Annotated in this window: 25 protein-coding genes; 11 read left to right on the forward strand and 14 right to left on the reverse strand. The window is 73.5% G+C overall.

Translation table 11 applies throughout. The features are described 5' to 3' along the window. Positions 1-134 precede the first annotated feature (134 nt). Complete coding sequence (locus ACIGXM_RS18805; RefSeq protein WP_396562186.1) at positions 135-515, reverse strand: gamma-glutamylcyclotransferase; 381 nt, start codon at positions 513-515, stop codon at positions 135-137. 95 nt (positions 516-610) lie between these two features. Next, positions 611-2287 (reverse strand): malate synthase A, encoded by a 1677-nt coding sequence (aceB, locus tag ACIGXM_RS18810; protein WP_396562188.1) that lies wholly within the window; start codon positions 2285-2287, stop codon positions 611-613. Positions 2288-2473: 186 nt separating this feature from the next. Here aceB and ACIGXM_RS18815 point away from each other — a divergent pair, with 186 nt between their 5' ends. The 3 genes from ACIGXM_RS18815 (at position 2474) to ACIGXM_RS18825 (ending at position 4540) form a co-directional block, all read left to right on the forward strand. Further along, on the forward strand, positions 2474-3268 hold the full coding sequence (locus ACIGXM_RS18815; protein ID WP_396562190.1) for an IclR family transcriptional regulator: 795 nt from the start codon (positions 2474-2476) through the stop codon (positions 3266-3268). A gap of 133 nt (positions 3269-3401) precedes the next feature. Next, positions 3402-3878: a hypothetical protein gene (locus ACIGXM_RS18820; RefSeq protein ID WP_396562192.1), complete on the forward strand. Its 477-nt coding sequence runs from the start codon at positions 3402-3404 to the stop codon at positions 3876-3878. A 266-nt stretch (positions 3879-4144) separates the two neighbouring features. After that, a complete protein-coding gene (locus ACIGXM_RS18825) occupies positions 4145-4540 on the forward strand; it encodes a ribonuclease (protein ID WP_396562194.1) in 396 nt (131 codons plus the stop codon). 94 nt (positions 4541-4634) lie between these two features. On the opposite strand, the gene ACIGXM_RS18830 is transcribed toward ACIGXM_RS18825, so the two are convergent. Both ACIGXM_RS18830 and ACIGXM_RS18835 read right to left on the reverse strand, forming a co-directional pair. After that, a complete protein-coding gene (locus tag ACIGXM_RS18830; RefSeq protein WP_396562196.1) occupies positions 4635-5693 on the reverse strand; it encodes a class I SAM-dependent methyltransferase in 1059 nt (352 codons plus the stop codon). Positions 5694-5802: 109 nt separating this feature from the next. After that, on the reverse strand, positions 5803-5997 hold the full coding sequence (locus tag ACIGXM_RS18835) for a DUF1059 domain-containing protein (RefSeq protein ID WP_396562198.1): 195 nt from the start codon (positions 5995-5997) through the stop codon (positions 5803-5805). A gap of 189 nt (positions 5998-6186) precedes the next feature. On the opposite strand from ACIGXM_RS18835, the gene ACIGXM_RS18840 reads away from it, so the two are divergent. Continuing rightward, the gene (locus ACIGXM_RS18840; protein WP_396562200.1) at positions 6187-6522 is read left to right on the forward strand and encodes a MoaF-related domain-containing protein; all 336 of its coding nucleotides are present in this window, start codon (positions 6187-6189) and stop codon (positions 6520-6522) included. Positions 6523-6577: 55 nt separating this feature from the next. Here the strand turns inward: ACIGXM_RS18840 and ACIGXM_RS18845 are convergent, their stop codons facing one another. Continuing rightward, positions 6578-7282, reverse strand: coding sequence for a TetR family transcriptional regulator (locus ACIGXM_RS18845; RefSeq protein ID WP_396562202.1), 705 nt, complete (start codon positions 7280-7282; stop codon positions 6578-6580). A 127-nt stretch (positions 7283-7409) separates the two neighbouring features. Here ACIGXM_RS18845 and ACIGXM_RS18850 point away from each other — a divergent pair, with 127 nt between their 5' ends. Next, complete coding sequence (locus ACIGXM_RS18850; protein ID WP_396562204.1) at positions 7410-8174, forward strand: SDR family NAD(P)-dependent oxidoreductase; 765 nt, start codon at positions 7410-7412, stop codon at positions 8172-8174. A 57-nt stretch (positions 8175-8231) separates the two neighbouring features. Here ACIGXM_RS18850 and ACIGXM_RS18855 read toward each other — a convergent pair whose 3' ends face one another. From ACIGXM_RS18855 to ACIGXM_RS18865, 3 genes are all read right to left on the reverse strand, one after another. Beyond that, positions 8232-9164, reverse strand: a complete 933-nt coding sequence (locus tag ACIGXM_RS18855; protein WP_396562206.1) for a phosphotriesterase — start codon at positions 9162-9164, stop codon at positions 8232-8234. A 50-nt stretch (positions 9165-9214) separates the two neighbouring features. Next, entirely contained in the window at positions 9215-9796 is a 582-nt protein-coding gene (locus tag ACIGXM_RS18860; protein ID WP_396562208.1) for a DUF4865 family protein, read from the reverse strand. 120 nt (positions 9797-9916) lie between these two features. Beyond that, complete coding sequence (locus ACIGXM_RS18865) at positions 9917-10483, reverse strand: TetR/AcrR family transcriptional regulator (protein WP_396562210.1); 567 nt, start codon at positions 10481-10483, stop codon at positions 9917-9919. A gap of 127 nt (positions 10484-10610) precedes the next feature. Here ACIGXM_RS18865 and ACIGXM_RS18870 point away from each other — a divergent pair, with 127 nt between their 5' ends. Continuing rightward, positions 10611-10940, forward strand: a complete 330-nt coding sequence (locus ACIGXM_RS18870) for a tetratricopeptide repeat protein (protein ID WP_396562212.1) — start codon at positions 10611-10613, stop codon at positions 10938-10940. Positions 10941-10977: 37 nt separating this feature from the next. Here the strand turns inward: ACIGXM_RS18870 and ACIGXM_RS18875 are convergent, their stop codons facing one another. Then, positions 10978-11508, reverse strand: a complete 531-nt coding sequence (locus ACIGXM_RS18875) for a GNAT family N-acetyltransferase (RefSeq protein WP_396562214.1) — start codon at positions 11506-11508, stop codon at positions 10978-10980. A gap of 346 nt (positions 11509-11854) precedes the next feature. Between ACIGXM_RS18875 and ACIGXM_RS18880 the strand changes: the two genes are divergently transcribed. Next, positions 11855-12712, forward strand: a complete 858-nt coding sequence (locus ACIGXM_RS18880; RefSeq protein WP_396562216.1) for a hypothetical protein — start codon at positions 11855-11857, stop codon at positions 12710-12712. Between the two features lie 343 nt (positions 12713-13055). Here ACIGXM_RS18880 and ACIGXM_RS18885 read toward each other — a convergent pair whose 3' ends face one another. Beyond that, the gene (locus tag ACIGXM_RS18885; protein WP_396562218.1) at positions 13056-13967 is read right to left on the reverse strand and encodes a DUF2797 domain-containing protein; all 912 of its coding nucleotides are present in this window, start codon (positions 13965-13967) and stop codon (positions 13056-13058) included. A 231-nt stretch (positions 13968-14198) separates the two neighbouring features. On the opposite strand from ACIGXM_RS18885, the gene ACIGXM_RS18890 reads away from it, so the two are divergent. Beyond that, a complete protein-coding gene (locus tag ACIGXM_RS18890; RefSeq protein ID WP_396562220.1) occupies positions 14199-14735 on the forward strand; it encodes a MepB family protein in 537 nt (178 codons plus the stop codon). A 251-nt stretch (positions 14736-14986) separates the two neighbouring features. Beyond that, entirely contained in the window at positions 14987-15976 is a 990-nt protein-coding gene (locus ACIGXM_RS18895) for an aldo/keto reductase (RefSeq protein WP_396562551.1), read from the forward strand. A 10-nt stretch (positions 15977-15986) separates the two neighbouring features. Here ACIGXM_RS18895 and ACIGXM_RS18900 read toward each other — a convergent pair whose 3' ends face one another. The 4 genes from ACIGXM_RS18900 to ACIGXM_RS18915 all read right to left on the reverse strand — a co-directional run bounded on the left by ACIGXM_RS18900 (position 15987) and on the right by ACIGXM_RS18915 (position 20631). Further along, a complete protein-coding gene (locus ACIGXM_RS18900) occupies positions 15987-16706 on the reverse strand; it encodes a winged helix-turn-helix domain-containing protein (RefSeq protein ID WP_396562222.1) in 720 nt (239 codons plus the stop codon). Positions 16707-17153: 447 nt separating this feature from the next. Further along, positions 17154-17624 (reverse strand): DUF742 domain-containing protein, encoded by a 471-nt coding sequence (locus tag ACIGXM_RS18905; RefSeq protein ID WP_396562224.1) that lies wholly within the window; start codon positions 17622-17624, stop codon positions 17154-17156. Next, positions 17621-18028: a roadblock/LC7 domain-containing protein gene (locus tag ACIGXM_RS18910; protein WP_396562225.1), complete on the reverse strand. Its 408-nt coding sequence runs from the start codon at positions 18026-18028 to the stop codon at positions 17621-17623. The genes ACIGXM_RS18905 and ACIGXM_RS18910 overlap by 4 nt, the downstream gene beginning before the upstream one ends. Then, positions 18025-20631, reverse strand: coding sequence for a nitrate- and nitrite sensing domain-containing protein (locus ACIGXM_RS18915; RefSeq protein ID WP_396562227.1), 2607 nt, complete (start codon positions 20629-20631; stop codon positions 18025-18027). Before ACIGXM_RS18915 ends, ACIGXM_RS18910 begins: the two co-directional genes overlap by 4 nt. 308 nt (positions 20632-20939) lie before the next feature. On the opposite strand from ACIGXM_RS18915, the gene ACIGXM_RS18920 reads away from it, so the two are divergent. Further along, positions 20940-22766, forward strand: coding sequence for an AMP-dependent synthetase/ligase (locus ACIGXM_RS18920; RefSeq protein ID WP_396562229.1), 1827 nt, complete (start codon positions 20940-20942; stop codon positions 22764-22766). 190 nt (positions 22767-22956) lie between these two features. Beyond that, entirely contained in the window at positions 22957-24309 is a 1353-nt protein-coding gene (locus tag ACIGXM_RS18925; RefSeq protein ID WP_396562231.1) for a chitinase, read from the forward strand. Positions 24310-24324 lie beyond the last annotated feature (15 nt).

Genomic DNA, 24324 nt, shown 5'->3' on the forward strand with positions numbered 1-24324 from the left:
TCCCCCGTCCGGGGGGGGGGGGGGCGGGGGCGGGGGGGCCGCCCCCCCCCGGCCCCCCGCGCCCCCCCCCCGGGGGGGGCGGCGGCCCCGCGCCCCCCCCCCCCCCCCCCCCCCCCCCCTCACCGTACGGTCGTTCAGCTGGTCCGGCCCAGAGCGGCCAGGTAGGCGCGCCAGCCGCCGAACTCGGTGATCTCCTTGTGCACGCCGCGCTCCAACTCGCCACGGGCCAGCACCATGGAGAAGCAGGCGCTGCCGTCCGCCAGCCGGATCACCCCGAGCTGCAGCTCCGGCGGCTCGCCGGGCAACAGCACGTCGCGCAGCAACTCCAGGCTCAGCTCGTAGAGTTCACCCTCGATCGCGCCGCCCGCCGCCGGATCGGGCAGCAGGCCGGGGCAGACGTCCCGGATCGAGAAGAAGCGGTGGCCCGGCGCGGTGCGCACGGTGCCGAGGAACGGCGCGTCGCCGAGCAGCGCGTGGAACTCACCACCGCGCATCGCCTGGCCGTTGAGGAACATCCGGACCATGGTGCTGGACCCTTCGGGGAGACGACTCGCACGGTCCACCGAGGACTTGTTCGCCTCGGCGGACCGTACGAAGGGGAGCGGGCGGCTCAGCCGAGCAGTGCGTAGCCCGGCAGCGTCAGGAAGTCGACGAAGTCCTCGGCGAGCGAGACCTGCTCGAAGAGTTCGCGGGCCTCGGTCCACCGGCCGGCCGCGTACGCCTCGCCACCCAACTCGGCACGCAGACCGTCCAGTTCCGCGGAGATCAGACGACGGACCAGCTCGGCGGTGGCCTTCTCGCCGGAGTCGGCGAGCACCACGCCGTTGTGGATCCACTGCCAGATCTGCGAGCGCGAGATCTCGGCGGTGGCCGCGTCCTCCATCATGTTGAAGATGCCGACGGCGCCCAGCCCGCGCAACCACGCCTCGCAGTAGCGCAGGCCGACCGCGACCGCGTTCCGCAGGCCGACCGCGGTGCAGGAACCGCCGGCGCCGGCGATGTCCAGCAGTTGGGCGGCCGTCACCGGCTCGGCGGAGCCGGGGTTGTCCTTCTGGTGCGGCCGGTCGCCGAGCACCGCGTCGAACGAGGCACGGGCCACCGGGACCAGGTCGGGATGGGCCACCCAGGAACCGTCGAAGCCGCCCGCGGCCTCACGGTCCTTGTCCGCCTTGACCTTCTCCAGGGCGGCGGCGTTGACCTCCGGGTCCTTGCGGGAGGGGATGAACGCGGCCATCCCACCGATCGCGTGGGCCCCGCGCCGGTGGCAGGTCCGCACCAGCAGCCGGGTGTACGCGGCCATGAACGGCGAGGTCATGCCGACGCTGTTGCGGTCCGGCAGGACGAACCGCTCGCCGGCGTCCCGGAAGTTCTTGATGATGGAGAAGAGGTAGTCCCAGCGGCCCGCGTTGAGCCCGGCGGCGTGGTCGCGCAGCTCGTAGAGGATCTCGTCCATCTCGAAGGCCGCGGTGATCGTCTCGATCAGCACGGTGGCCCGGATGGTGCCGTGCTCGATGCCCAACTGCTCCTGGGCGTGGCTGAAGACGTCGTTCCAGAGGCGCGCCTCCAGGTGGCTCTCGGTCTTCGGGAGGTAGAAGTACGGCCCGGAGTTGGGGTCCTCGGGGCCCTTGGCGAGCAGTCGCGCGGCGTTGTGGAAGAAGTAGAGGCCGAAGTCGAAGAGCGCGCCGGCCACCGGCCGCCCGTCGACCAGCAGGTGGTTCTCGTCCAGGTGCCAGCCGCGCGGGCGGACCACCACGGTGGCGAGTTCGCCGGCGGGCCTGAGGGTGTAGGCCCTGCCCTGCGGGGTGGTGAAGTCGATCCGGCCCTCGAAGGCGTCGATCAGGTTGAGCTGCCCGGAGACCACCGACTGCCAGGTCGGCGAGGTGGCGTCCTCGAAGTCGCAGAGCCACACCTTGGCACCGGAGTTGAGGGCGTTGACGACCATCTTGCGGTCGGTCGGACCGGTGATCTCGACGCGGCGGTCCCGCAGGGCCCGCGGCGCCGGCGCCACCGTCCAGTCGCCCGCCCGGATCCCGGCGGTCTCCGGCAGGAAGTCGAGGGTGCCCGCCCGGGCGATCTCGGCCCGGCGGGTCTTCCGTCGGGCGAGGAGTTCCTGGCGACGGCCTTCGAAGGCACGGTGGAGGCCGACCACGAACGCGACCGCCTCCGGGGTGAGCACCTCCTCCGCACGGGCGACGCGCGGACCGGCGACAGTGACAGCCGAAGCGGCGGCGGCGCCCGGGGGCACCCCCGGCCGCAGGCTGCGGGCGGGTCCCTGTTCTGTAGCCATGGGCAGGACACTCCTTGGACGGTTGAGCCGTAGGGAGTTCCGGTGGGAACTTCCTGGATCCGAACCCGCCTACCGGCGAGTTCGATTCTGTAAGGTGGAGACTAGTTTCCGCGATACAGAATTTCAACGGTTTGTTGAGGTGATCGCCGGGACCTTACTCCTCCTCCGACAGCAAAGGGAACGCCGGTGGCCAGCACCCCCGCCACAGCCTCACCGGGCAACGACCGCAGCGCCGGAACCGTGCAGTCCGTGGAGCGCGCCTTCCAACTCCTGGAGGCCCTCACCGACTCCGGCGGCATCGCGACCCTCAGCGAGCTGTCCAGCAGCTCCGGACTCCCGATGCCGACCATTCACCGGTTGGTTCGTACCCTGGCCCAGCAGGGTTATGTCCGCCAGGACACCGCCCGCCGCTACACCCTGGGCCCCCGGCTGATCCGGCTCGGCGAGACGGCCGGCCGACTGCTCGGCAGTTGGGCCCGCCCCTACCTGGCGGAGCTGATGGAGGCCACCGGCGAGACCGCCAACCTGGCCGTCCTGGAGGGCGGCGAGGTGGTCTACGTGGGCCAGGTGCAGTCGCGGCGCTCGATGCGGATGTTCACCGAGGTCGGGCGGCGGGTGCAGCCGCACTGCACCGGTGTCGGCAAGGCGCTGCTGGCCCAGCTCCCGGAGGAGGAGGCCAGGGCCATCCTGGGCAACCGGCCGCTGCCCGCGCACACCGAGTTCACCGTCACCGACCCGAAGCGACTGCTGGACCAGCTGGCCGGCTTCCGCGAGGCGGGCTACGTGGTGGACGACCAGGAGCAGGAGATCGGGGTGCGCTGCATCGCGGTCGCCGTGCCGGGCGCGCCGACCCCGACCGCGCTCTCGGTCTCCGGCCCGGAGGCCCGGATCCACCTGCTGGAGCAGCAGGCCGGCAGTTCCGCGCTGGTCCCGGTGATGCGCCGGATCGCCGAGCGACTGGGCCAGGTGCTGGCGCCCTGAAGTCGGCTCCGTCGACCTCGCCCTCGCCGGGCTCACCCGCCCGGGTGGTTACCGTCCCCATGGCCTGGCGTGTCGGGCCGTACCGGCCACACCATCGGTCCGGCGGACCAGCTCTCAGGGAGACAGGCGGGTGATGGCGTTGTCCAAGGTGAGGATCGGCAGGACGGTGCTGACGGGGTGCGCGGCGCTGCTGCTGGCCGCCACCCCGAGCGTCGCGGACACCCCCACCCCGGCGCACCTCGTCGTGGTGCCGATGGCCCCGGATCCGGTCGCGCCCGGCGGCACCACCGCGGTGCACGCCTTCGTGGCGAACGAGGGCCCGGGCACCACCGCCCAGCCCTTCACGGTGACCGTCACGCTGCCGCCCGCGGTCACCGCGGTCGGCCCCTTCTTCCCGAACGACTGCACCGTGGACGTGACGATGCGGGCGGTCACCTGCGTCTTCCCGGCCGGTCTGCCCCAGGGCAGGACGGCCACCGCGCTGGTCCCGGCGCAGGTCCCGCCGGACCAGCCGCCCGGCGGGCTGCGCGGCGGGTTGGTCGTCCTGACGAGCGCGGAGGATGCGAACACGACGAGCCACGCCGCGGAATTCACCATCGCGGTGCGGTGAGCGACGGCGCCCCGGCTCAGCGGTGGTCGCGGTCGGCGGCGGACGCGGACCCGGTCGGCGGCGGGGAGCGGCGGGGCAGGCGGACCCCCGAACCGTCGCGGGAGTCCGACGACGGGCCGTCACCCGGCTCGCATCGGCCAAGAATGATCCGTCCGCGGACGGTACGGAACGTCCGGGTGCCGCCCCGGTGACCTGGACATGAAGACTCTGCCGAGCCCGCCGCACCCCCTTCCACCCCTGCCTGACAGGCCCTCAGACTGCCTCTCATGCAGAGATTTCTACTCGCGTTGAAGTCGCGTTCCGTCTCCGTGCTGACCGTCGGTCTGCTGGCGCTGGCCCCCACCGCCGGCTTCGCCACCGCCGCCCACGCGGACGTCAGTGGCTCGGTCTGCCAGTCGGCGCTGCCGAGCGAGGCGGACGACACCCTCAACCTGATCGCCGACGGTGGCCCCTTCCCGTACTCGGAGGACGGCGAGGTGTTCCAGAACCGCGAAGGCGTGCTGCCCAGCCAGCAGTACGGCTACTACCACGAGTACACCGTCGACACCCCGGGCGACTCCAACCGCGGCACCCGCCGGATCATCACCGGTGAGGGCGCTCAGGAGGACTACTACACCTCGGACCACTACGAGACCTTCTACCTGATCGACTTCACCTGCTGAAGCCCGCCGTGGCGCGCACGGGGTCGGCCCTCACGGGCCGGCCCCGTGCGGCGTCCGGGTCAAGCCGGGCCCCGACGAACCCGGCCCGACCCGGCTACCTGCTGGCGGCGTAGACCCGGTTCAACGGGCTCTCGGCGGCCAGCCTCCAGTGGTGCAGGCCGGCGCCGTCGGCCATACGGCGCATGGCCTCCTCACCGGCGTGGTTGCCCATCGCCTGCGGCCCGTGCTGGGCCAGGGCGCAGGGCAGGCAGACGGCGACCGAGGCGGAGACCACCGCCCGGCCGATCGGGTTGGCGTTCGCCCGGACGTCCGGGGAGACGTTGGGCTCGACGATCATGCAGGCGCCGTCCGGCGCCAGCGCGTGCTCGGCGTGGTGCAGCGCGCTACCCGGGTCGCCCATGTCGTGCAGGCAGTCGAAGAAGGTGATCAGGTCGTAGCCCTCGCCCGGGAAGTCCTGGGCGCCGGCCACCTCGAAGGTCACCCGGTCGCTCAGCTCCTGCTCCACGGCGATCCGCCGAGCGGCCTCGACCGACGGCCGGTGGAAGTCGAAGCCGTGGAACCGGGAGGCCGGGTAGGCCTGGGCCATCAGCATCGTCGAGTACCCGTAGCCGCAGCCGACGTCGGCCACCTCGGCGCCCTCGCGCAACCGCTGCTCGGTGCCGTTCATCGCGGGGATCCACTCCGGGACCAGCGCGCCGGCGTAGCCGGGCCGGAAGAACTTGGCGGTGCCGGCGAAGAGCGCCTCGCCGTGCTGCTCCCAGCCCACGCCGCTGCCGGTGCGGAACGCCTCCACCAGAGCCTCCTCGGCGCCGTACAGTGCCTGCAGCATGGTGAAGAGGCCGGCCGCGTAGGTGGGGGCGGTCGGGTCCGCCAGCACCGCGGCGTGCTCGTCCGGCAGCAGGTAGCCGTCGGTCGTCGGGTCGTACCGCACGTACTCGCCGGCCACCTGGGCGGCCAGCCACTCGCGCAGGTAGCGCTCGTGCAGGCCGGTCCGCACGGCGAGCTGGGTGGGGGTCAACGGGCCCGCGCCCGCCATCGCCGCGTAGATCCCGAGCCGATCGCCGATCGAGGTGCACAGGCCGGCCATCGCCGCACCACCGTCGGCCACCACCCGGCCCAGGAACCGCGTCACCTTCTCCTGGTCCGCGGCCATCGCCACCACCTCCCTGCCTCCACTCCAGCAGACGACGACGGCCCCGGGCGATACGGGATTCTCCGTACGGTCCGGAGCCGGTTCGGGGACCAGGTCCTCGGGTGGACCGTCAGGTGTGCTGGAGGACCAGTTCGTCCTTCAGGGCGCCACGGATCATCTCCCGCAGTTCGGGGGTGTCCGTGTGCCCGTGCACCGCCACCGCGTGCTGGACGGCGGCCTCGACCACCTCGTTCTCCTCGCCGGAGATGGCGAGGCTGCAGTGCGTCTCGCTCGGCTGCTCGCGGCAGTCGACCACCTTGCGCATGTTCGACCTCCCGGCTCGCCGCTCCGCCACGTTCGCCGGCTGGCCACCCGCTGGCCGGGGAGACCGGCCCACGGCTGCGGCGTGTCGTGTGACCATTGTCCCTCGGCCGAGTGCTTCCGCTAGCTTGGTGAGCACAGGTATCCGTCCAGCCGCGCGCCCGCCCGTCCCGAAACGAGGAACTCGACCAGCATGACCGCCACCACACAGCTGCCGGGCTTCGCCGGCCGGACCTACCTCTTCGAGGTCGACAACGGCGCGGCCTTCCGCAACTCCTACTCGGCGGACGGCCGGCGGCTGCACTGGGAGGGGCTGGGCGAGTCGGCCGGTCAGTGGGAGGACGTGGCCCTGCACGTGGCCCAGGTGGGCCCGGAGCTGTACTTCGTCAGCTGGACCGAGCGGAGCGGACTCACCGTCAGCCACGTGATGGACCTGGCCGAGCTGACCGTGCGGGTGTTCTGGACGTACGAGGGCGAGGGCGGCCGGGTCGGCGAGCTGCACACCGGGACGCTGCGGCCGGTGGCCTGAACCCTCGTCACTCGAGTGAGCCGAAGCCGGGCGGCGCCCCCTGACGGGGCGCCGCTCAGTCGTCTGCGGCGCGCGTGCCGCTCGTCCCGGTGGGAAGGCCCGGACCGCCCGGGTCGCGCCACAGGCGCAGGCCCGCGGTCAGCTCCAGCACGCAACGACCGGCCAGCGCACCGGGATCGGCGGCCGCGCCCGGGCCGTCACCACCGCCGGTCCGCTCCCCCTCGCCCGTGGCCCAGCTCTCCAGGGCCACCCGGATCGCCGCCGTGGCCGCCGCCGCGGCGAGCCGGACCTCCAACGGGTCGGCCCCGGCGCCGCAGCGTGCGGCCAGCACCGGGACCAGTTCCTCCTCGGAATCCTGGTGCACGCCGCGCCAGACGGTCCGCAGCGCCGGATCGGTGAGCAGGGCACGGGTCCAGCGCAGCTCCTCGACGGCCCGCGCGTCGGCCGGGGTGAGCGCCCGGACGGCCGCCCGCGCCAGCACCTCGGGCACCGGCAGGTCGGCCGGACTGTCGGCGATCAGCGCCACCCAGCGCCGGCCACCGGCCGCCAACAGCGGCGCGACGGCCTCCTCCTTGGTGCGGAAGTAGCGGTAGAAGGTGCGCAGCGCGACCCCGGCGGCACGGGCGATCTCCTCGGCGGTGGTCGCCTCGGCGCCGCGCTCGGCGAAGAACTCGGCGGCGGCGACGGCGATCTCCAGCTGGGTCGCGGCGCGACGGCGGTCGGTGAGCGAGGGACGGTCCGGGGCAGTGCGTTCGGTCATGCCACCACGCTACGCGTCGACATGCCCATGTGGCACTCTGAGTCATATTGGCACGTTGTGCCACACAGGCGTACGGTGGCACGGCACGATCGCACCACCCCCAGCACCACCAGAACGGAGCTTCCCCATGCAGCGCTTCACCGGACACCGGATCCTCGTCACCGGCGGCGGCTCGGGCATCGGCCGGGCCACCGTGCACCGACTGCTCGCCGAGGGCGGCCGGGTCGTCGCGGTCGACGTCAGCGCGACCGGCCTGGCCGGCACCGCCGAGCAGGCCACCGCCGCGGGCACCGCCGAGCGGCTGACCACCGCGGTGCTGGACGTCTCCGCCGAGGCCGCGGTCCGCTCCGGCGTGGCCGCCGCCGTCGAGACGCTCGGCGGCCTGGACGTCCTGGTCAACGCCGCCGGCATCCTGCGCTCCTCGCACACCCACGAGACCAGCCTGGAGTTCTGGAACACCCTGCTGGCGGTCAATCTGACCGGCACCTTCCTGATGACCCGCGAGGCACTGCCCGCGCTGCTCGCCTCCGGGCGCGGAGTCGTGGTCAACTTCAGCTCCACCTCGGCGAGTTTCGCGCACCCGTACATGGCGGCCTACGCCGCGACCAAGGGCGGCATCCAGTCCTTCACCCACGCCATCGCGCAGGAGTACAGCAAGCAGGGCCTGCGCGCGGTCTGCGTGGCCCCGGGCAGCATCGACAGCGGGATGACCAACAACCCCGGCCTGCCGGCCGACGCCGACTTCTCCCTGCTCGGCAAGCTCGCGCCGGCCCTCGGCCAGGGCTTCGCCGGCCCGGAGACGGTGGCCGGCGTGATCGCCATGCTGGCGAGCGAGGACGGCGCGTTCATCACCGGTACGGAGATACGGATCGACGGCGGCACGCACATGTGAGCCACCTTGGACCGCCGGCCCCGGACTCCATCCCCCGGCGTCAACCGGCCTGCGGCCTCAGGGAGTTCGCCAGACGGTCGCGAACGCGCGGGAGGGGTTGACGCGGAGGATCTGGTCCGCCTGGGATTCGCCCAGCTCTCGGGCGATGCGTGGGCGCAGGGTGGTGAGCAGGAACGGCATCCCCGGGCCGGCGTTGACCGATCGGGCGGCGGCCGTGGTGGTGTCGCCGCCCAGCAACAGGCGGTCGCCGTAGCCGGCCTCGGCCAGTGCGATCAGGTTGTCGAGCAGCCAGGGGTCCGTGGCGTGGTTCGCCCGGGACGGTCCGTCGAAGGCCAACCACGCACCGGAGGTGGCGAGTTCGCGGTAGAGCCGGAGGTCGGGGAAGCGGTTGAGGTGGCCCAGGACGACGCTCCGCGGCGGCACGCCCAGCCGGTCGCAGAGCAGGTCGAGCACCGCGGGCGCGGCGGTGCCGAGCTCGTGGTGCACGCCGATCGGCGCGCCGGTGGCGTGGTGCGCCTCGGCGGCGGCGGTCATCACCCGGTGGGTGTGCTCGTCCAGGCTGTGGTAGCCGCCCGCCACCTTGATCATTCCGGCCCGCGGCCCGCCGTGGATGCCCTGGGTCAGCTCGGTCACGAAGAGTTCGGCCAGCCGCCCGTAGAGCGTGGCCGGCAACTCCGGGGCGTAGTGCGCCGCCTGGTGCAGGCCGGTCGCGGCGACCAGGTGGACGCCGGACTCCTGTGACAGCGTGGGCAGCAGCCCCGCGCCCCGGCCCAGCCCGTACGGCGACCACTGGATCACCGCGTCCCCACCGGCCGCCCGGAAGGCCGCCAGTTCGGCGGCGGCCGCCGCCGGGTCGTCCAGCTCCTGGCCGGGCAACAGCGGGGAGCGGAAGAAGAGGTGGTCGTGCGCGTCGCAGACGCCCAGCTCGGCGGGGTCGAGGTCGCCGAGTACCGTCCGGACCGCGGGGGTGGTGACCGATGGGGTGGACACGGGCGTCTCCTGGGTCGGCGGGCGGGATCCGTTCGAGCGGTGGTCGGTGGTCACCAGTGCCGCCCCTGGGTGAGTCGGTCCAGCTCGGGGCTGCTCAGGTGCAGCAGCTGGTAGTGCTCGCCGGGAACGTCGGCGGCCGGCGGGTCGCTCCACAGCGTGAAGACCAGCAGCTCCCAGGCCGTGGTGTCGACGGCCAACGCGGTGCAGTGCGTGCCGGACCGGTGGTCGGGCAGCCTGGCGAGCGCGCGGTCGATCACCTCGACCGGGTCCTCGCCGGGCGGGATCGGCTCGGTCCGCCGGGTGGCCGCGACCGGCGGGCGGGAGCGGTCCGGGCCGTCCCGGAACGCCAGGCCGCCCCACTGCCGGACCTCCGGGCGGCCGAAGTCCGCGCAGAGCGCCCGGAACCCCGGACCCCACAGGAAGCCGTTCATGCCCTCGGTGGAGCGCCAGAGGTAGAAGGGCGCGTACTGGTTGACCGGCGAGCCGGCCACCCCGCGCTCACGGATGAGGTAGGCCTTCAGGGCCAGCCCGGGCCAGTCGTCGAGCAGGTGGCCCCGGTCCGCCACCCGGCGGCGGATGACCCCCATGTCGTAGTCGGCCGGGAGGGTGATCGCGTACTGCATCGCCTGCATGAAACCGTGCCTTTCCTCGAGCCTCGGATCCTCGGGGCTCGCTCCTCGAGTCCCGGCCCTCGGGTCCCGGGTGGAACCCCCTCGCCCGCTCCTTGGTCGCCCGTCCGCCGCTTCGTCGGGCTACCGGGGAACCTGGGCCGCCAGCAGGCCGAGCGCGCCGCGGACCGCGCGGTCGAACGGCTCCGTCGAGCCCGCCGCCCGGGCCAACACGTAGCCCCCCTGCACCAGCGCCACCAGCGCCGCGGCCAGCTCCCCCGCGTCCGGCCCCGGCAGCAGCTCACCGCGCCGCCGGCCCTCCTCGAGCACCGCGGCGATCCGGTCGGTCAGCCAGGCGAAGGTCTCCTCGACCGGCGCACGCAGCTCGGCCTCCGCGACGACCTCCGGATCCTGCGCCAGCCGGCCGACCCGGCAACCGCGCAGCACGTCGCGGTCGCGCCGCAGGTAGGCCTCGATCCGCTGGTAGGCGCTGCCGGGGCCGCCCAGCTGCTGCTCCACCTCGGCCCGCAGCTGCTCGGCGCTGCGGCGGATGGCCGCGGCGGCGAGGTCGGGCTTGCCGGCGAAGTGGTGGTACATGCTGCCCTGGCCCACGCCGGAACGCTGCTGGATCGCCCTGGGGCTGGTGCCGGTGTAACCGCGCTCCCAGAGCAGCTCCTGGGTGGTCTCGATGAGCCGGTCCTGGGTTGCCATGATGCGACTGTACATACCAGTAGGTACAACCGTCCATCGACATCCGAGAAGGGGAATAGTTGAAGCTTCACTCATTGTTGGCACCCACGAACCGTGGACCGGGACCACGACGAGAGGAGCCACCACCGTGACCGCCACCACCGCCACCCTGGAGGAGTACACCCGGGCGCGGCTGTACTTCGACTCCCAGGCGTACTCGGACGCCGCGCTGATCCTGGCGGAGCTGGTCGCCGCCGAGCCGGCCAACCTCGCCGCCCGGCTGCTGCTGGCCCGCAGCTACTACCACTCCGCGCAGCTCGGGCGGGCCGCCGCCGAGCTGCGGCGGGTGCTGGAGCAGGACCCGGCCGAGGGCTACGCCCGGCTGATGCTCGGCCGCACCCTGCAGCGACAGGGCCGCGCCGCCGAGGCCCGGCCGCACCTGCGGCTCGCCGCGGCCATGGGCGTCGAGCCGGCCTGACCCGCGCCGCCGCCCGGCCCGGGGCGCCGGCACCTCCCTACGGAGTCCACTCCTCGGCGAGCAGGCCGAACACGACCTCGTCCACGATGCCCCCGTACACCCAGGCGGCCTGGCGCAACGTCCCCTCGTGGGTGAACCCGGCCCGGGTCGCCGCCGCGATCATCGCCGCGTTGTCGGCGAGCGTCTCCAACTGGAGCCGCCGCAACCCCCTCACGGCGAAACCGTATTCGCACAGCACCCGGACGACGTCGTAACCGAGCCCACGCCCCCGGAACGCCGGGCGCAGCGAAAGGCCGAGGTGGGCGAGGCGGTTGTGGGTGTCGATGCCCCAGAGCACCGCCTCGCCCGCCAGCTCCTGCGACTCCAGCTCGACCACGGAGAAGCACACGGCGCCCGGCGACGGCGCGTCGACCGCGTACGGCACCTCCGCCGAACCAGGCGGGACCGGCCGCCAGGGGCTGGTGCCGACGCGCGACCTGGTCGGCACGTCGTCGTACAACTCCCTGTGCAGGACCGGGACATCGTCCTCGTGGCGGGCCCGCAACCCGACCCTCGCGCCTCGCATCATCCGACCTTGGTACCCCGGCTGCCGGCTTCGGGGCAACCGGATTCGCCGCCGCGCCCACCACGACGGTCCCGACGAGGTCGCCGCCACCGCCCTCCACCCGGCCGGGGACCAGAGCTCCTGCACCACCGGCGCGGAACTGTTCGTCGACGGCGGCGCCACCCAGCTCCAGGGTCTGTCGGACCGGCGCCCAGCCGGCCGGGCTGCGGGTGGCGGGCAGCGGCTCCCGGGCCAAGAGGGCTGACCTGCCTCTTCTCCTCCGCACCCGAGGGTGTATGACTGTGCGTTCGTGGTGCACCGCCGATCGGCCGCGCCACGCCACTCCCACCCAGTCAAGGAACCCCGCTTCATGCGCAACCGTACAGTCGCCGGCGCCGTCACCGCCCTGCTCGCCGTGGTCGGCCTGGTCCCCGGCGCCGACTCCGCCCAGGCCTCGACGCCGTCCTGTTCCCAGCTGTACCAGGTCAGTCCGTTCGGCAACCCGATCGGGAAGCTGACGGCCGGCCAGAGCCTGGATGCCCCCAGCAAGGGGCCGGGCCAGAATCCGGTGGCCGAGCTGGTCATGCAGGGCGACGGCAACCTGGTCGAGTACCTGCTCACACAGGACGGCGGCCGGGGCCCGGCCATCTGGAACACCGGCACCTGGGGCCACCCCGGTGCCTACGTCGTCTCGCAGGGCGACGGCAACCTGGTGCTCTACAGCGCCACCGGCACCCCGCTGTGGGACAGTGGCACGTGGGGCGGCGGCCAGCCGGCCCAGCTGCTGGCCGACGGCAACCTGTTCGTCACCTCGAGCTCGCCGAGTGTGCTGGTCTGGACCAACATGGTCAACGAGGCGCCCTCGCAGTGGTGCCCGTCGAACTCCCCCGCCACCTCCTACACGACCGCGCTGAGCAGTCTGGGGATCGGCGGCTTCGCCCAGTCCCCGAACGCCTGGTTGGTGATGCAGTTCGATGGCAACCTGGTCATCTACCGCAAGCGCGACAACGCGGTGCTCTGGAACTCCGGGACCGCGGGGAGCCAGGCCCAGGCCGTGACCATGCAGGCCGACGGGAACATGGTGATCAACGGTCTGCGCGGCGTCGTCGGCTCCACCGGCACCGGCGGCCACCCGGGCGCCCACGCGGTCTTCCAGACCGACGGCAACTTCGTGGTCTCCGACGCCAACGGCACCCCGCTGTGGAACACCGGCACCTGGGGCAACTGATAGCCGGCCCACGCGGGCCTCTTCCGACACACGCCCGGGGTGCGGACGCGGCTGGACGGGGACACGGCTCCCCGTCCACGTGTGCGCGCCCCGAGCCGCTCGACCGGGGCTGCTCGACACCGGCCCTCCGGCACCACTGATCCACTGTCAGCGATCGCCCCCCGGGGCAGCGCCGGAGCAGGGTCCAGGGACGAGAATCAGTGGGCCCTGTCAGGTTGGGCCCCGGTCGCGTGACGGTCGGGCTGTCGGCATGAGTACGGAACGGACGAGGCCGAACCGCTGCCCGGCGGTCGCGTCGGCGGCAACCCTGTTGATCCAGGCCTGTTCGGGGATGGCGGGCGGGTCAGAAGAGCGCGTCCTGTCCCTCTTGGCGACAGGGGGCGGCGAGGGGTTGGGAGGGAGCCGTGGCGGGGGCGCCGGCCTCGGCGCGGGCCAGGGCCCATCCGACGAGCAGGCGGGTGTCCAGCAGCATCAGGCCGCAGGCAGTGTCCAGGTAGAGGTCGGTGCCGATCCGGCACGCGATCCGTCCGCTGATCACGTTCCCGGGAGTGAGTGGCAGCAGAGCGGCGGTCGGCGACAGTCCGCTCGCGGGTAGCGCGTAGGCGGTGGTGTGGTCGGTGACCTGCGGAGCGCGGAGGGTCTGACCCTGCGGCCAGACCAGTCGGCTGGCACGTTCCGCGGTGGCGAGGAGATCGCGGGCGCGCTCGCCGGCGCCGCCGGGGCGGGTACGGGCTTCGCGCTTGCGCGCGGCGCTCATCCGGTCGGGCAGGCCCAGGGCCGAGCCGAGGAGGTTCTCGACCCGGCGGGCGGCAGTCAGGGTGCCGGTGGAGAGAACGGTGGAAGCCAGTGCGCCCTGTTCCAGGAGCCGGGCATCGCCGCGTTCGGCAGCGGTGATGCCCACCTTGACGGCGCAACCGTGGTGGGCGAGATAGACGTTGAAGGGGCGCGGGTCGTGCAGGCGGGTATCGGCGGCGATGGAGTCGGCGCGGTCGATCACCTGGCAAGACGGGCACTGGGTGGTGCGCACGGTCGGGCTCAGGGCCGCGGAGGTCGGGCAGTGGCGGCGGTGTCCCGCCCGCCACACGCCGATGCAACGCCGGTCCGCCCCGATGGTGACGGCCAGGTCGGCGCCGATGACCAGCGGGCTCGTCCGGGGAGTGCCGGCGTCCGGAGCCGACCATTCCAGCAAGGCCGTGCCCTGCTCCCAGACGAGCCCGGTGGCCCGCCAGGCGGACGGCGACACGTCGCTGCTCACTGCTCTCCCATCGCCGGTTGACCTCCGCGAGTAGGTGCCAGCCTGCCAGTTGCGCGATGCCGGTGCGGGCCTGGGCCAGGTTGTCGGGCGCGTGCAGGTGGTTGACCGGCGTACCGGGCCGCAGGGCCGCGCGCACCAACCGCCTGAGGGCGGAGCCACGTTGGACCACGTCCGGGCCTCCGGCCAGAGGGACCGGAGCAGTGCGCACGGGTGCGGTGGCAGGATGGCGGCATGGTTTCGAATCAGCCGTGGACGGGGCTTCACGGTGACCTGCTGGCAGCGAAGGCACTGGTGTACGACCCGAGCGGCTTCGTCTGCTCGCTGCCGGTGCCCGAACCGGAGAGTGCCGAATACGCGGCTTGCGCGTTCACGCTCGACGACCGCTCGGTTCGGTTCCGCGTGGCCAGGACCACCCCGGCCAAGGTGGGCCAGTTCGTCACCGTCTGGCAGCGGTCCGAGGAGGGGCCGATCCGGCCCTTCGACGCCGACGACGGAGTGGATCTCCTCGTCGTCAGCAGCCGCGACGACGACGGCTTCGGACAGTTCGTGTTCCCGTGCGACGTGTTGTGCGAGCGCGACATCGTCTCCTGTGACGGCTCCGGTGGGAAGCGCGGATTCCGCGTCTACCCGCCGTGGGTGACCACGACCAACCGGCAGGCCCGCAGCACGCAGGCATGGCAGGTGAACCACTTCTTCGACCTCGGCCCGGACGGACGTGCCGACCTGGCTCTCGCCCGCGCCCTCTACCACCCGCGGCCTGTCCCGTGAGTGGCCTTCCAGGCCTCACGATCTGACGCGGAAGGCTCCGCGTGGAGACGGGGGACGCCAGCTGCCGGCGATCGAGCTGGGAGAGCACGTTCGCGCCTCGCGGGCTTTCCGCTCGTGGAAGGTCCGGCGAGGAGGCCGCGAACGCGGTCGGCCCGCTCGCCCTGGTCGCAGGCCAGGACGTCGAACCGGCCGGTGAATCCGACGGCCGCGACGGCCGCCGGCACCTCACCCGACCTGGCAGGATGCCGGACATGAGCTATCTCGCGGCCGACGACCGCTACGCCTCGATGACCTACCGCCGCGCCGGCCAGAGCGGCGTCCGGCTACCGGCCGTCTCGCTCGGCCTGTGGCACAACTTCGGCGACACCCAGCCGCTGGAGGTCCAACGCGCCGTGCTGCGCCGGGCCTTCGACCGCGGGGTGACCCACTTCGACCTGGCCAACAACTACGGCCCGCCGTACGGCTCGGCCGAACGCAACTTCGGCACGCTCTTCGCCCAGGACTTCCGCCCGTACCGGGACGAGCTGTTCATCGCGAGCAAGGCCGGCTTCGACATGTGGCCCGGCCCCTACGGCGACGGCGGCAGCCGGAAGTACCTGCTGGCCAGCCTGGACCAGTCGCTGGGCCGGATGGGCCTGGACTACGTGGACGTCTTCTACTCGCACCGTCACGACCCCGAGACGCCGCTGGAGGAGACCATGGGCGCGCTCGCCTCGGCGGTCCGCCAGGGCAAGGCGCTCTACGCCGGGATCTCCAACTACCCGGCGGAGCAGCACCGGGAGGCGGTGGCGATCCTTCGCGAGCTGGGCACACCCGTGCTGCTCAACCAGTCCCGCTACTCCATCCTGGACCGCGGGGTCGAGGACGGCGTGCTGGACGCGGTGGGCGACACCCGGACCGCACTGATCGCCTACTCCCCGCTGGCGCAGGGGCTGTTGACCGACCGCTACCTGAGCGGCGGGATCCCGGCCGGCTCCCGGATGTCGGTGGGTCACTTCCTCCGGGAGGAGGCGCTCACCGCCGCGAAGCTCGACCGACTGCGGGCACTGGACGGGCTGGCACGGAAGCGCGGACAGAGCCTGGCCCAGCTCGCGCTCAGTTGGGTGCTGCGCGACCCCCGGGTGGTCTCGGTCATCATCGGCGCCAGCAGCGTGGCCCAACTCGACCAGAACCTCGACGCGTTGGCGGGTGGACCGCTGAGCGCCGAGGAGCTGGCCGAGATCGACCGGCTGAGCGGCTGAGCTACCGCACTCAACCCCGGCTGAGCGGGGCGTACTTGTAGCCGACCCGGCGCACCGTGACGATGCTGTCCCGGTGCGCCGCGCCCAACTTGCGGCGCAGCCGGGCGACGTGCACGTCCACCGTGCGGCCGTCGCCGACGTGACCGTAACCCCAGACCGCGGAGACCAGTTGGTCGCGGGTGTGCACCCGCTGCGGGTGCCGGGTCAGGTGGGCCAGCAACTCGAACTCCAGGTAGGTGAGATCGAGCAGCCGACCGTCCACGTGGGCGGTCCGGCGGTCCGGGTCGACGGTGATCCCGACGCCGGCCGGACGGGCCGGGCGATCGGCGAGTGGCGCCGCCGGTGGTGCGGGCACCCGCTCGTCCGGCCGGGTGCCGGGCGCCGCCTCGGCGGGGACCAGTACCAGGTAGCCGATCAGCGGGTGCGCGCCGGCCGCCGTTCCCGCCTGGGCGCCGTACTGGGCGAGCAGGCCCTGCGGCAGCGCGGACTGCGGCAGGGCCGCGACCACCGCGGCACCCTCCGGCAGCGCGCCGAGCAGTTCGGGCGCGAGCGTGGTGGGCGAGGGGGTGAGCGAGGTGAGCGGGACGGCGGTGCCGGCCGCCGCGGTGTGGGAGGACGCCGGGGTGCCGTGCCGGCGCTCGGCGCCGGTGGGCAGCGAGGAGACCGAACGGACCGCCCGCAGGTGCGGGGTGGCGGCGGGGACGGTGAGGGTGGCCGAGGAGGAGGACATGGGGCAGCTCTTTCGCACAGGACGGTGGGTGGACGTCGTCTGCGCGTCGGCGGGACTCTGCGGTCCGCAACCGGCCCTGGTTCGGTGACCTGGGATCAGTTGTGGACGAGCCGGGACGCGCGAGGCGAGCCCGGACAGGTCTGGTCGAAGAGATGCGGCTGCCGGGACGGCCAGAACGGCTCGAGGTCCTGACGGCCTCGGCTGCGGTCCACGGTGGTGTGCATGCGCCCATTCAAGCAGACGCCGGCGGGGTACCGCCGCATCGGCCACGCCTGCTGCGCGCTCATCGGCTCCGCCTCCCCCGGCTCTCCGCCCGGCGCGGGTCCCGCGCCTCGGTGTGCGGATCCGAGCGTTCCATGCCGACCCCCTCGGGGGCAAGCCCGTCCGATCCGTGGGTCGGTGACCCCGGACCGGCACGGTCGGACGCGGTCGGTCAGGGCCGACCGGTCAGAGCGCGCGGAGTCCGCTGATCACCTGACGGAGCACCCGCTCGTCGGGGAGCTCGGCGAGCGGGACGGGCCGGGTCACCTCGATCAGCTCGGCGTCGTACAGATCGCCGAGCAGCACCCGCACCACGCTGACCGGCAGGTCGGTGTAGGAGCCCAACTCCGCGACGCTCAACGGCTCTTCACGGCAGAGGTCGAGGATCGCCCGATGCTCCGGGTCGAGCGCGGGCTCGGACGGCGGCTCGGAAGCCGGCTCGGACGACGGCTCGGACGACGGCTCAGGGACCGGCTCGGGCGCGGTGGCAGCGCGCCCGGCCGGCTCCCGGCTGATGATCATCGAGATCAGGTCGAAGAGGCCCTCCTCCGCCGGGCGGGTTCGGCCACGGGTCATCGCGAAGAGCCGCACGACCGGGCCCGCCTCGTCGTCGAACCACTGCCCCTCGGCGGGGAGTCGGTCCGCCGGGCCGGTCATCCGGCCGCGGTCCGCGGCGCGGCACCGAGGTGCTCGCCGACCCGCTTCACCAACAGGGCCATCTCGTAGGCGATCTGGCCGATGTCGGAGTCGGCGCCGGCCAGCACGGCGAGGCAACTGCCGTCGCCGGCCGCGGTGATGAAGAGGAAGGCCTCGTCCAGCTCGACCATGGTCTGGCGGACCGAGCCCACCTCGAACTGGCGCCCGGCCCCCTTGGCCAGGCTGTGCAGGCCGGCCGCCACCGCGGCCAGGTGCTCGGCGTCCTCACGGCCGAGGTTCCGCGAGGCTGCCGTGGCCAGGCCGTCACCGGAGAGGATGACCGCGTGCCTCAATGACGCGACCCGTCCCACCAGGTCGTCCAGGAGCCAGTTCAGGTCGCCGGCTGGCTGGGGTGTTGCGGTCATCGATCTCTTCCTTCCGCTGGTGCGGGTGGTGCTGGGCGTGGTGTGACCGGCAGGGCCGGGGGTACGGGGGCCGAGGCCAGCGCCGGCCGGCCGCCCGGCGCCGCGGCGGGCACGGGGACGGCCGGCGGCGACACGGCCGGCGGTTCGGCGGGCGGCGCGACGGGCGCCGTGGGCTCCGCGCGGCCTCGGCGGTAGCCGCGCTGGAAGGAGGCGAAGGCGGCCCGGGCCTCCTCCGGGGAGCGCTCCCGGGGCGGTTGCTCGGACGGTACCGGGCCACCCGACCGGGCCGCCGCCTCCTTCAACTGCGGGGCGAGACTGGCCTGACGGATCCGCCGGGGCAACGCCGAGCCCTCGTCACCCGGCGCGGGGTCCGGCTGCACCACGGGGTCCGGCTGCACCGAGGGATCCGGCTGCGCCGAGGGGTCCGGCTCGTTCGGGCGCCGGTGCCGTCCGGTGCCACCGGGCGCGGGCACCAGCACCGGCCCGCCCGCCGGCCGCCGCCGCGGCAGCCCGCCGGGGCCGCGCCCGGGCTCGCTGCCGGCCGGCTGCGGCCCGGTGACCGCCCGCTGGTGACCGCGCGAGCGGCCGGCCGGGCGCCGCGGCGGCGCCGCGCCCTCGGCCCCGCCGGCCACCGCCACCAGCTCGCGCGGCCGGCCCGTCACCGCACCGGCGACCGGGGCAACGGGCGCGGCGGGCGCGCTCGCCGCCGGCACCTCCGCCAGCAGCTCGCGCGGGATCAGCACCACCGCCGTGGTCCCCCCGTACGGCGAGGGCCGCAGGCTCACCCTGATCCCGTGCCGCCGGGCCAGCCGACTGACCACGAAGAGCCCCAACCGGTCGGTGTCGGCCAGGTCGAACTCCTGCTCCACCGCCAGCCGTTCGTTGATCTCGGCCAGCGCCTGCTCGCCCAGCCCGAGCCCGCGGTCGTCGATCGCCAGCGCGAAGCCGTGCGCGACCACCTCGCCCTGGACCGCGACCTCGGTGTGCGGCGGCGAGAAGGCCGCGGCGTTCTCCACCAGCTCGGCTATCAGGTGGGTGACGTCGGCGACCGCGCTGCCCAGCAGCCCGGTGCCGGGGAACGGCCGGATCACCACCCGGCCGTACTCCTCCACCTCGCCGATCGCCGCCCGGACCACGTCGACCATCCGCACCGGACGGCGCCAGGCCCGGCCCGGTGAGCCACCGGAGAGGATGATCAGGCCCTCGGCGTGCCGCCGCATCCGGGTGGTCAGGTGGTCGAGCCGGAACAGGTCCGCCAGCTCGGCCGGGTCCTCGGTGCGCCGTTCCATGGTGTCGAGCAGGGTGAGCTGACGGTGCAGCAGCACCTGGCTGCGCCGGGCCAGGTTGACGAAGACCGCGGAGACCCCGCGACGCAGCTCCGCCTGCTCGACCGCGGCCTCGATCGCGGCCCGCTGCACCGCGCTGAACGCCCGGCCCACCTGCCCGATCTCGGCCGGCCCGAAGTCCAGGTCGGGCGCCTCGGCGGCGAGGTCCACCGGCTCGCCCCGGCGCAGCCGTCGCATCACCGCGGGCAGCCGGGTGCCGGCCAGCTCGTGCGCCGCGTTGCGCAGGCCGATCAGCTGGCGGACCAGTCCGCGGCCGACCCGGAACGAGATCAGCACCGAGAGCACGACCGCCAGCAGCCCGGCCAGCCCGGCGATCGCCGCGTGCCAGAGCTGCGCGCTCGCGTCGGAGGTGGCCTGCGAGGCGAACTGCTCGGCCTGGCTGCTGTCGAGCGCGCCGAGGTCGTTCAGCGCGTAGTCGGCGGTCTCCCGCCAGAGCGGGGCGCCGACGATCTGCGCCGCGTCGGCGGGGTCGGTGGCGGCCTGGAACTCGCGCTCGGCGAGTTGCAGCTGGGTCAGGTCCGGTCCGGTCTGCAGCTTGACGTACTGGGCCTGGTCCGGCCCGGTCAGCTCGCCCCCGAAGACGGTGTAGAGCGCCTGCTGGTCGTGCATCGGGTCGAGCACGGCCTGGTAGTCGGACTGGGTGGGGGTGCCGTCGGCCTGCAGCGCCTCCATCGCCGCGTCCTCCTGGGAGAGGTAGTCGCGGGCCCGGGCCAGCTCGATCAGGATGGTGCCCTGGCGCGGCAGCTGGCCGGTCAGTCCGGTCAGGAAGACGGCGCGGAAGTCGAACAGCGGCTGGATCAGGTTGGTGTACTGACCGAGCGCGTACTCCCAGGTGATCGCGGCCTGGCCGACCTGGCCCCGGAGCGCGCCGAGCTGCCCCTCCCGGGTCAGCAGGGTCTGCATCGCGGTCCGCTGGGTGCGGCCCAGCTTGGCCGCGTCGTGGCCGTGCAGCCGGGACTGCAGCACCTGGAGGTCCTGGTCGGTGTCGGCCTGCGCCTTCCGGTAGCCGTCCAGCACGCCGTTGCCGGCGGGGTCGGCCAGCTGTAGCGCGGCGGCCCGGCGCTCGCTCTGCAGGTCCTCGGTGAACTGCTGCACGGCCGGCCCGAACGCCCGGTAGGCGGCGGCCAGGCCGAGCTGGTCCCAGGCGCCGCTCGTGGTGACCAGCGTGGCGTAGGCCCACAGGGCCACCAACGACACGATGGGCACCAGGAGCAGCGCGACGATCTTCGCGCGGATCGAGCTGCTGCGCAGGCGCATGGAGTCCTCGGTCGGGTCTGCCCGAACGGGTCGCCGTCGGGTGACGGGCCGTCCGGTCCGGGCATGCGGGGCGTACGTCGGGCCGAGCCGGCCCGACGCGGTCGCCAGGCCGATTGATCTGCGTGAGCTTACTACTGGATCCCTGGCGGTTCGACGGGTCATGGAATTCGACGGGTCGTGGAGTTCGACGAGCCGTGGAGACCGTTGGTGCCGATCCGGTGTGGGAATCCGGCAGCCCTGGGCAGCACGACGGCGATCCGATAGCTTCGCCTCCGGACCCCGGAGGGGGCTTCAGACCCGGGAGGACCGTGCGCGAGCTGAGCACCCCGCCGCTGGCCCCACCCGCACCGGGCGGCCTCGCCGAGTCGGTGTACGAGACCGCCGAACACACACCCGAGCTGGTGCAGTTCTGCCGCCCGGGCAGGGACGCGGGCGGCTGGACCGCGGTCACCGCGCGGCGGTTCCGGGACGAGGTGCTCGGCCTGGCCAGGGGGTTACTGGCCCGCGGCGTGCGGTTCGGCGACCGGGTCGCCCTGATGTCCCGCACCCGCTACGAGTGGACCCTCTTCGACTACGCGCTCTGGTCGATCGGCGCGATCCCGGTGCCGGTCTACCCCACCTCCTCGGCCGAACAGGTCCGCTGGATCCTGGCCGAGACCGGCGCGGTGGCCTGCGTGGTGGAGAACGAGGACCACGCCATGACGCTCGGCGCGGTCTGCGACGCGCTGCCCGAGCTGGCCGCGATCTGGCAGCTGGACCAGGGCTGCGTGCGGACCCTCACCGAGGAGGGCGCGGTGGTGCCGGGCGAGCTGGTGCACCGCCAGCGGCAGGCGGTCACCGCCGACTCGATCGCCACCGTCGCCTACACCTCCGGCACCACCGGCCGCCCCAAGGGCTGCCTGCTCACCCACGGCAACTTCGGCGCCGAGGCGGACAACGTGCTGGCCGGCTGGCGGTCGGTGTTCACCGAGACCCCGGGCGAGCAGCCGAGCACCCTGCTCTTCCTCCCGCTGGCCCACGTCTACGGCCGGATGGTGCAGGTCGCGGCGGTGCGCGGCGGGATCCGGCTGGGCCACCTGACCGAGCTGGGCACGGACGCCCTGCTGCCCGCGCTGGCCTCGTACCGGCCGACCTTCCTGCAGGCCGTCCCCTACGTCTTCGAGAAGCTGCACGCCGAGGCCCGGCGGGCCGCCGAGCGGGCCGGGCGCGGCGAACTCTTCGAGCAGGCCGCCGAGGTGGCGGTGCGCTGGGCGCGGGCGGTCGAGCTCCGCGCGCTGGGCCACGGCCCCGGTCCGGGAGCCGGGCTGCGGGTCCGGCACCTGGCCTACGACCGGCTGGTCTACCAGCGGATCCGGGACGTGTTGGGCGGGCGGGTGCGCGGCGCGATGTCCGGCGGCTCCAACCTCAGCCGCGAGCTCGGGCTGTTCTTCGCGGGCGTCGGGGTGACCGTCCACGAGGGCTACGGGCTGACCGAGACCACCGCCGCGATCACCGCCAATCCGGCCGGACGGCCCAAGTTCGGCACGGTCGGCCGGCCGATCCCGGGCGCCACGGTGGCCATCGCCGAGGACGGCGAGGTGCTGGTGCGCGGCGGCAGCGTCTTCACCGGCTACCTCAACCACCCGCGCTGCACGGCCGAGGCGCTGCGGAACGGCTGGTTCGCCACCGGCGACCTGGGCCGGCTGGACGAGGACGGCTACCTGACCATCACCGGGCGCAAGAAGGAGCTGATCGTCACCAGCAGCGGCAAGAACCTGGCGCCGCTGGCGCTGGAGGAGCGGGTGCGGGCCCATCCACTGGTCGCGCAGTGCCTGGTGGTCGGCGACGACCGGCCGTACGTGGCGGCGCTGATCGCCCTGGACGCCAGGGCTCTGGAGCACTGGCAGCGGTTCCACGGCCGGCCGGCCGCCGACGAGTGGACCGCGCTGGCCGACGAGGAGCTGCTGGCCGAGGTCCAGCGTGCGGTGGCCGCCGCCAACACCGCGGTCTCCCGGGCCGAGTCGATCCGCGCGTTCCGGCTGTTGCCCGGCGAGTTCACGGTCGAACAGGGCCTGCTGACACCCTCGTTGAAGCTGCGTCGGGAGGCCATCGCGCAGCGCTACGCGGCCGAGATCGCAGCGCTCTACCCGGGCTGATCCCCCGCTCGCTGCCATCCCGGTGCTTCGGTTGAGCGGCGGTGAAGCGCCACCTCAACGGAGTCTGAAGTCTGCGCCGATCCTCTTGACCGGCCAGTTGGTCTAGTCCATTTTGGTGACAGCTCGTCCGCTCCGCGCTCCCCCAGCGCGCGGGACGACGCCCCCACAGCCGTCTGCCGGAGAGGTTCCCATGGACCGTGCCCAACTCCCACCCCAGCCCGCCGCGCCCACGGCGCGGGTTCCCGGGCACCGCCGCCGGGGCCGCGCCGCGGCGACCGTCGCGGCCGCGGTCGGCCTGCTCGCCGGCGGCGTGGCCGCGGTCGCGACCGGCGGGGCGGCGTCCGCCTCCACCACCGCCGGGACCACCGGCGCCGCCGCCGGCACCGCGCTCGGCAGCAACTGGTACGCCTCCGCGCCGTACCTGATGCCCGAGGACAACAGCCCGCCGGACGTCTCGACGGTGATGGACGCGACCGGCCAGAAGGCCTTCCAGCTCGCCTTCATCCTGGACTCCGGCGGCTGCACCCCCGCCTGGGGCGGCACCTCGCCGATCGACACCGACACCACCATGCCCGCGGTGATCCAGACCATCCGGGCCAAGGGCGGCGACGTCTCGGTCTCCTTCGGCGGCTACGGCGGCACCAAGCTCGGCCAGGACTGCGGCACGCCCGACGCGACCGCGGCGGCGTACCAGAAGGTGATCACCAAGTACGGCCTCCGGGCGATCGACTTCGACCTGGAGGAGCCGGAGTACGAGAACGCGGCGGCGATCCACAACGAGATCGGCGCGGCCAAGATCCTCCAGCAGGACAACCCGGGGATCTACATCTCGATCACCACCGCGGGCACCACCGCCGGAACCGGCTGGTTCGGCCAGCAGATGCTCAACGAGGCCAAGGCGGACGGCTTCACGCCCGACAACTTCTCGATCATGCCGTTCGACGGCGGCTTCAACGGCGGCGCGGCCCAGACCGCGGCGCTGACGGCCTTCAACGGCATCCTGCAGACCACCTTCGGCTGGGACGCGGCCACCGCGTACGCCCACGAGGGCGTCTCGATGATGAACGGGCGGACCGACTCGGCCGAGTACTTCACCCAGGCCGACTTCCAGACGGTGCTGGACTTCGCCACCTCGCACGGGCTGGCGCGGTACACCTTCTGGTCCGTCAACCGCGACCGGCAGTGCGCCGGGACGGTCGACCCCGGGCTCTCCGGCTCGTGCTCCAGCGTGGCGCAGAACGACTGGGACTTCACCAAGTACACCGTGAAGTTCGCCGGGGCCACCCCGCCCACCACGCCGCCGACCACCGCCCCGCCGACCAGCACGCCGCCCACCACGCCACCGACCAGCACGCCGCCCACGACCACGCCGCCGACCACCGGTGTCTGCACGCTGCCGGCCTGGAGCGCGACCACCACGTACACCGCGGGCGACAAGGTCTCGTACGACGGGCACGACTACCACGCCAAGTGGTGGACCCTCAACGAGGTGCCGACCGCCAGCGGCCAGTGGGGCGTCTGGGCCGACGACGGCCCCTGCTGACCTGCTGACCTGCCG

Source organism: Kitasatospora sp. NPDC052896 (genome assembly GCF_044547075.1).
Lineage (GTDB): Bacteria > Actinomycetota > Actinomycetes > Streptomycetales > Streptomycetaceae > Kitasatospora.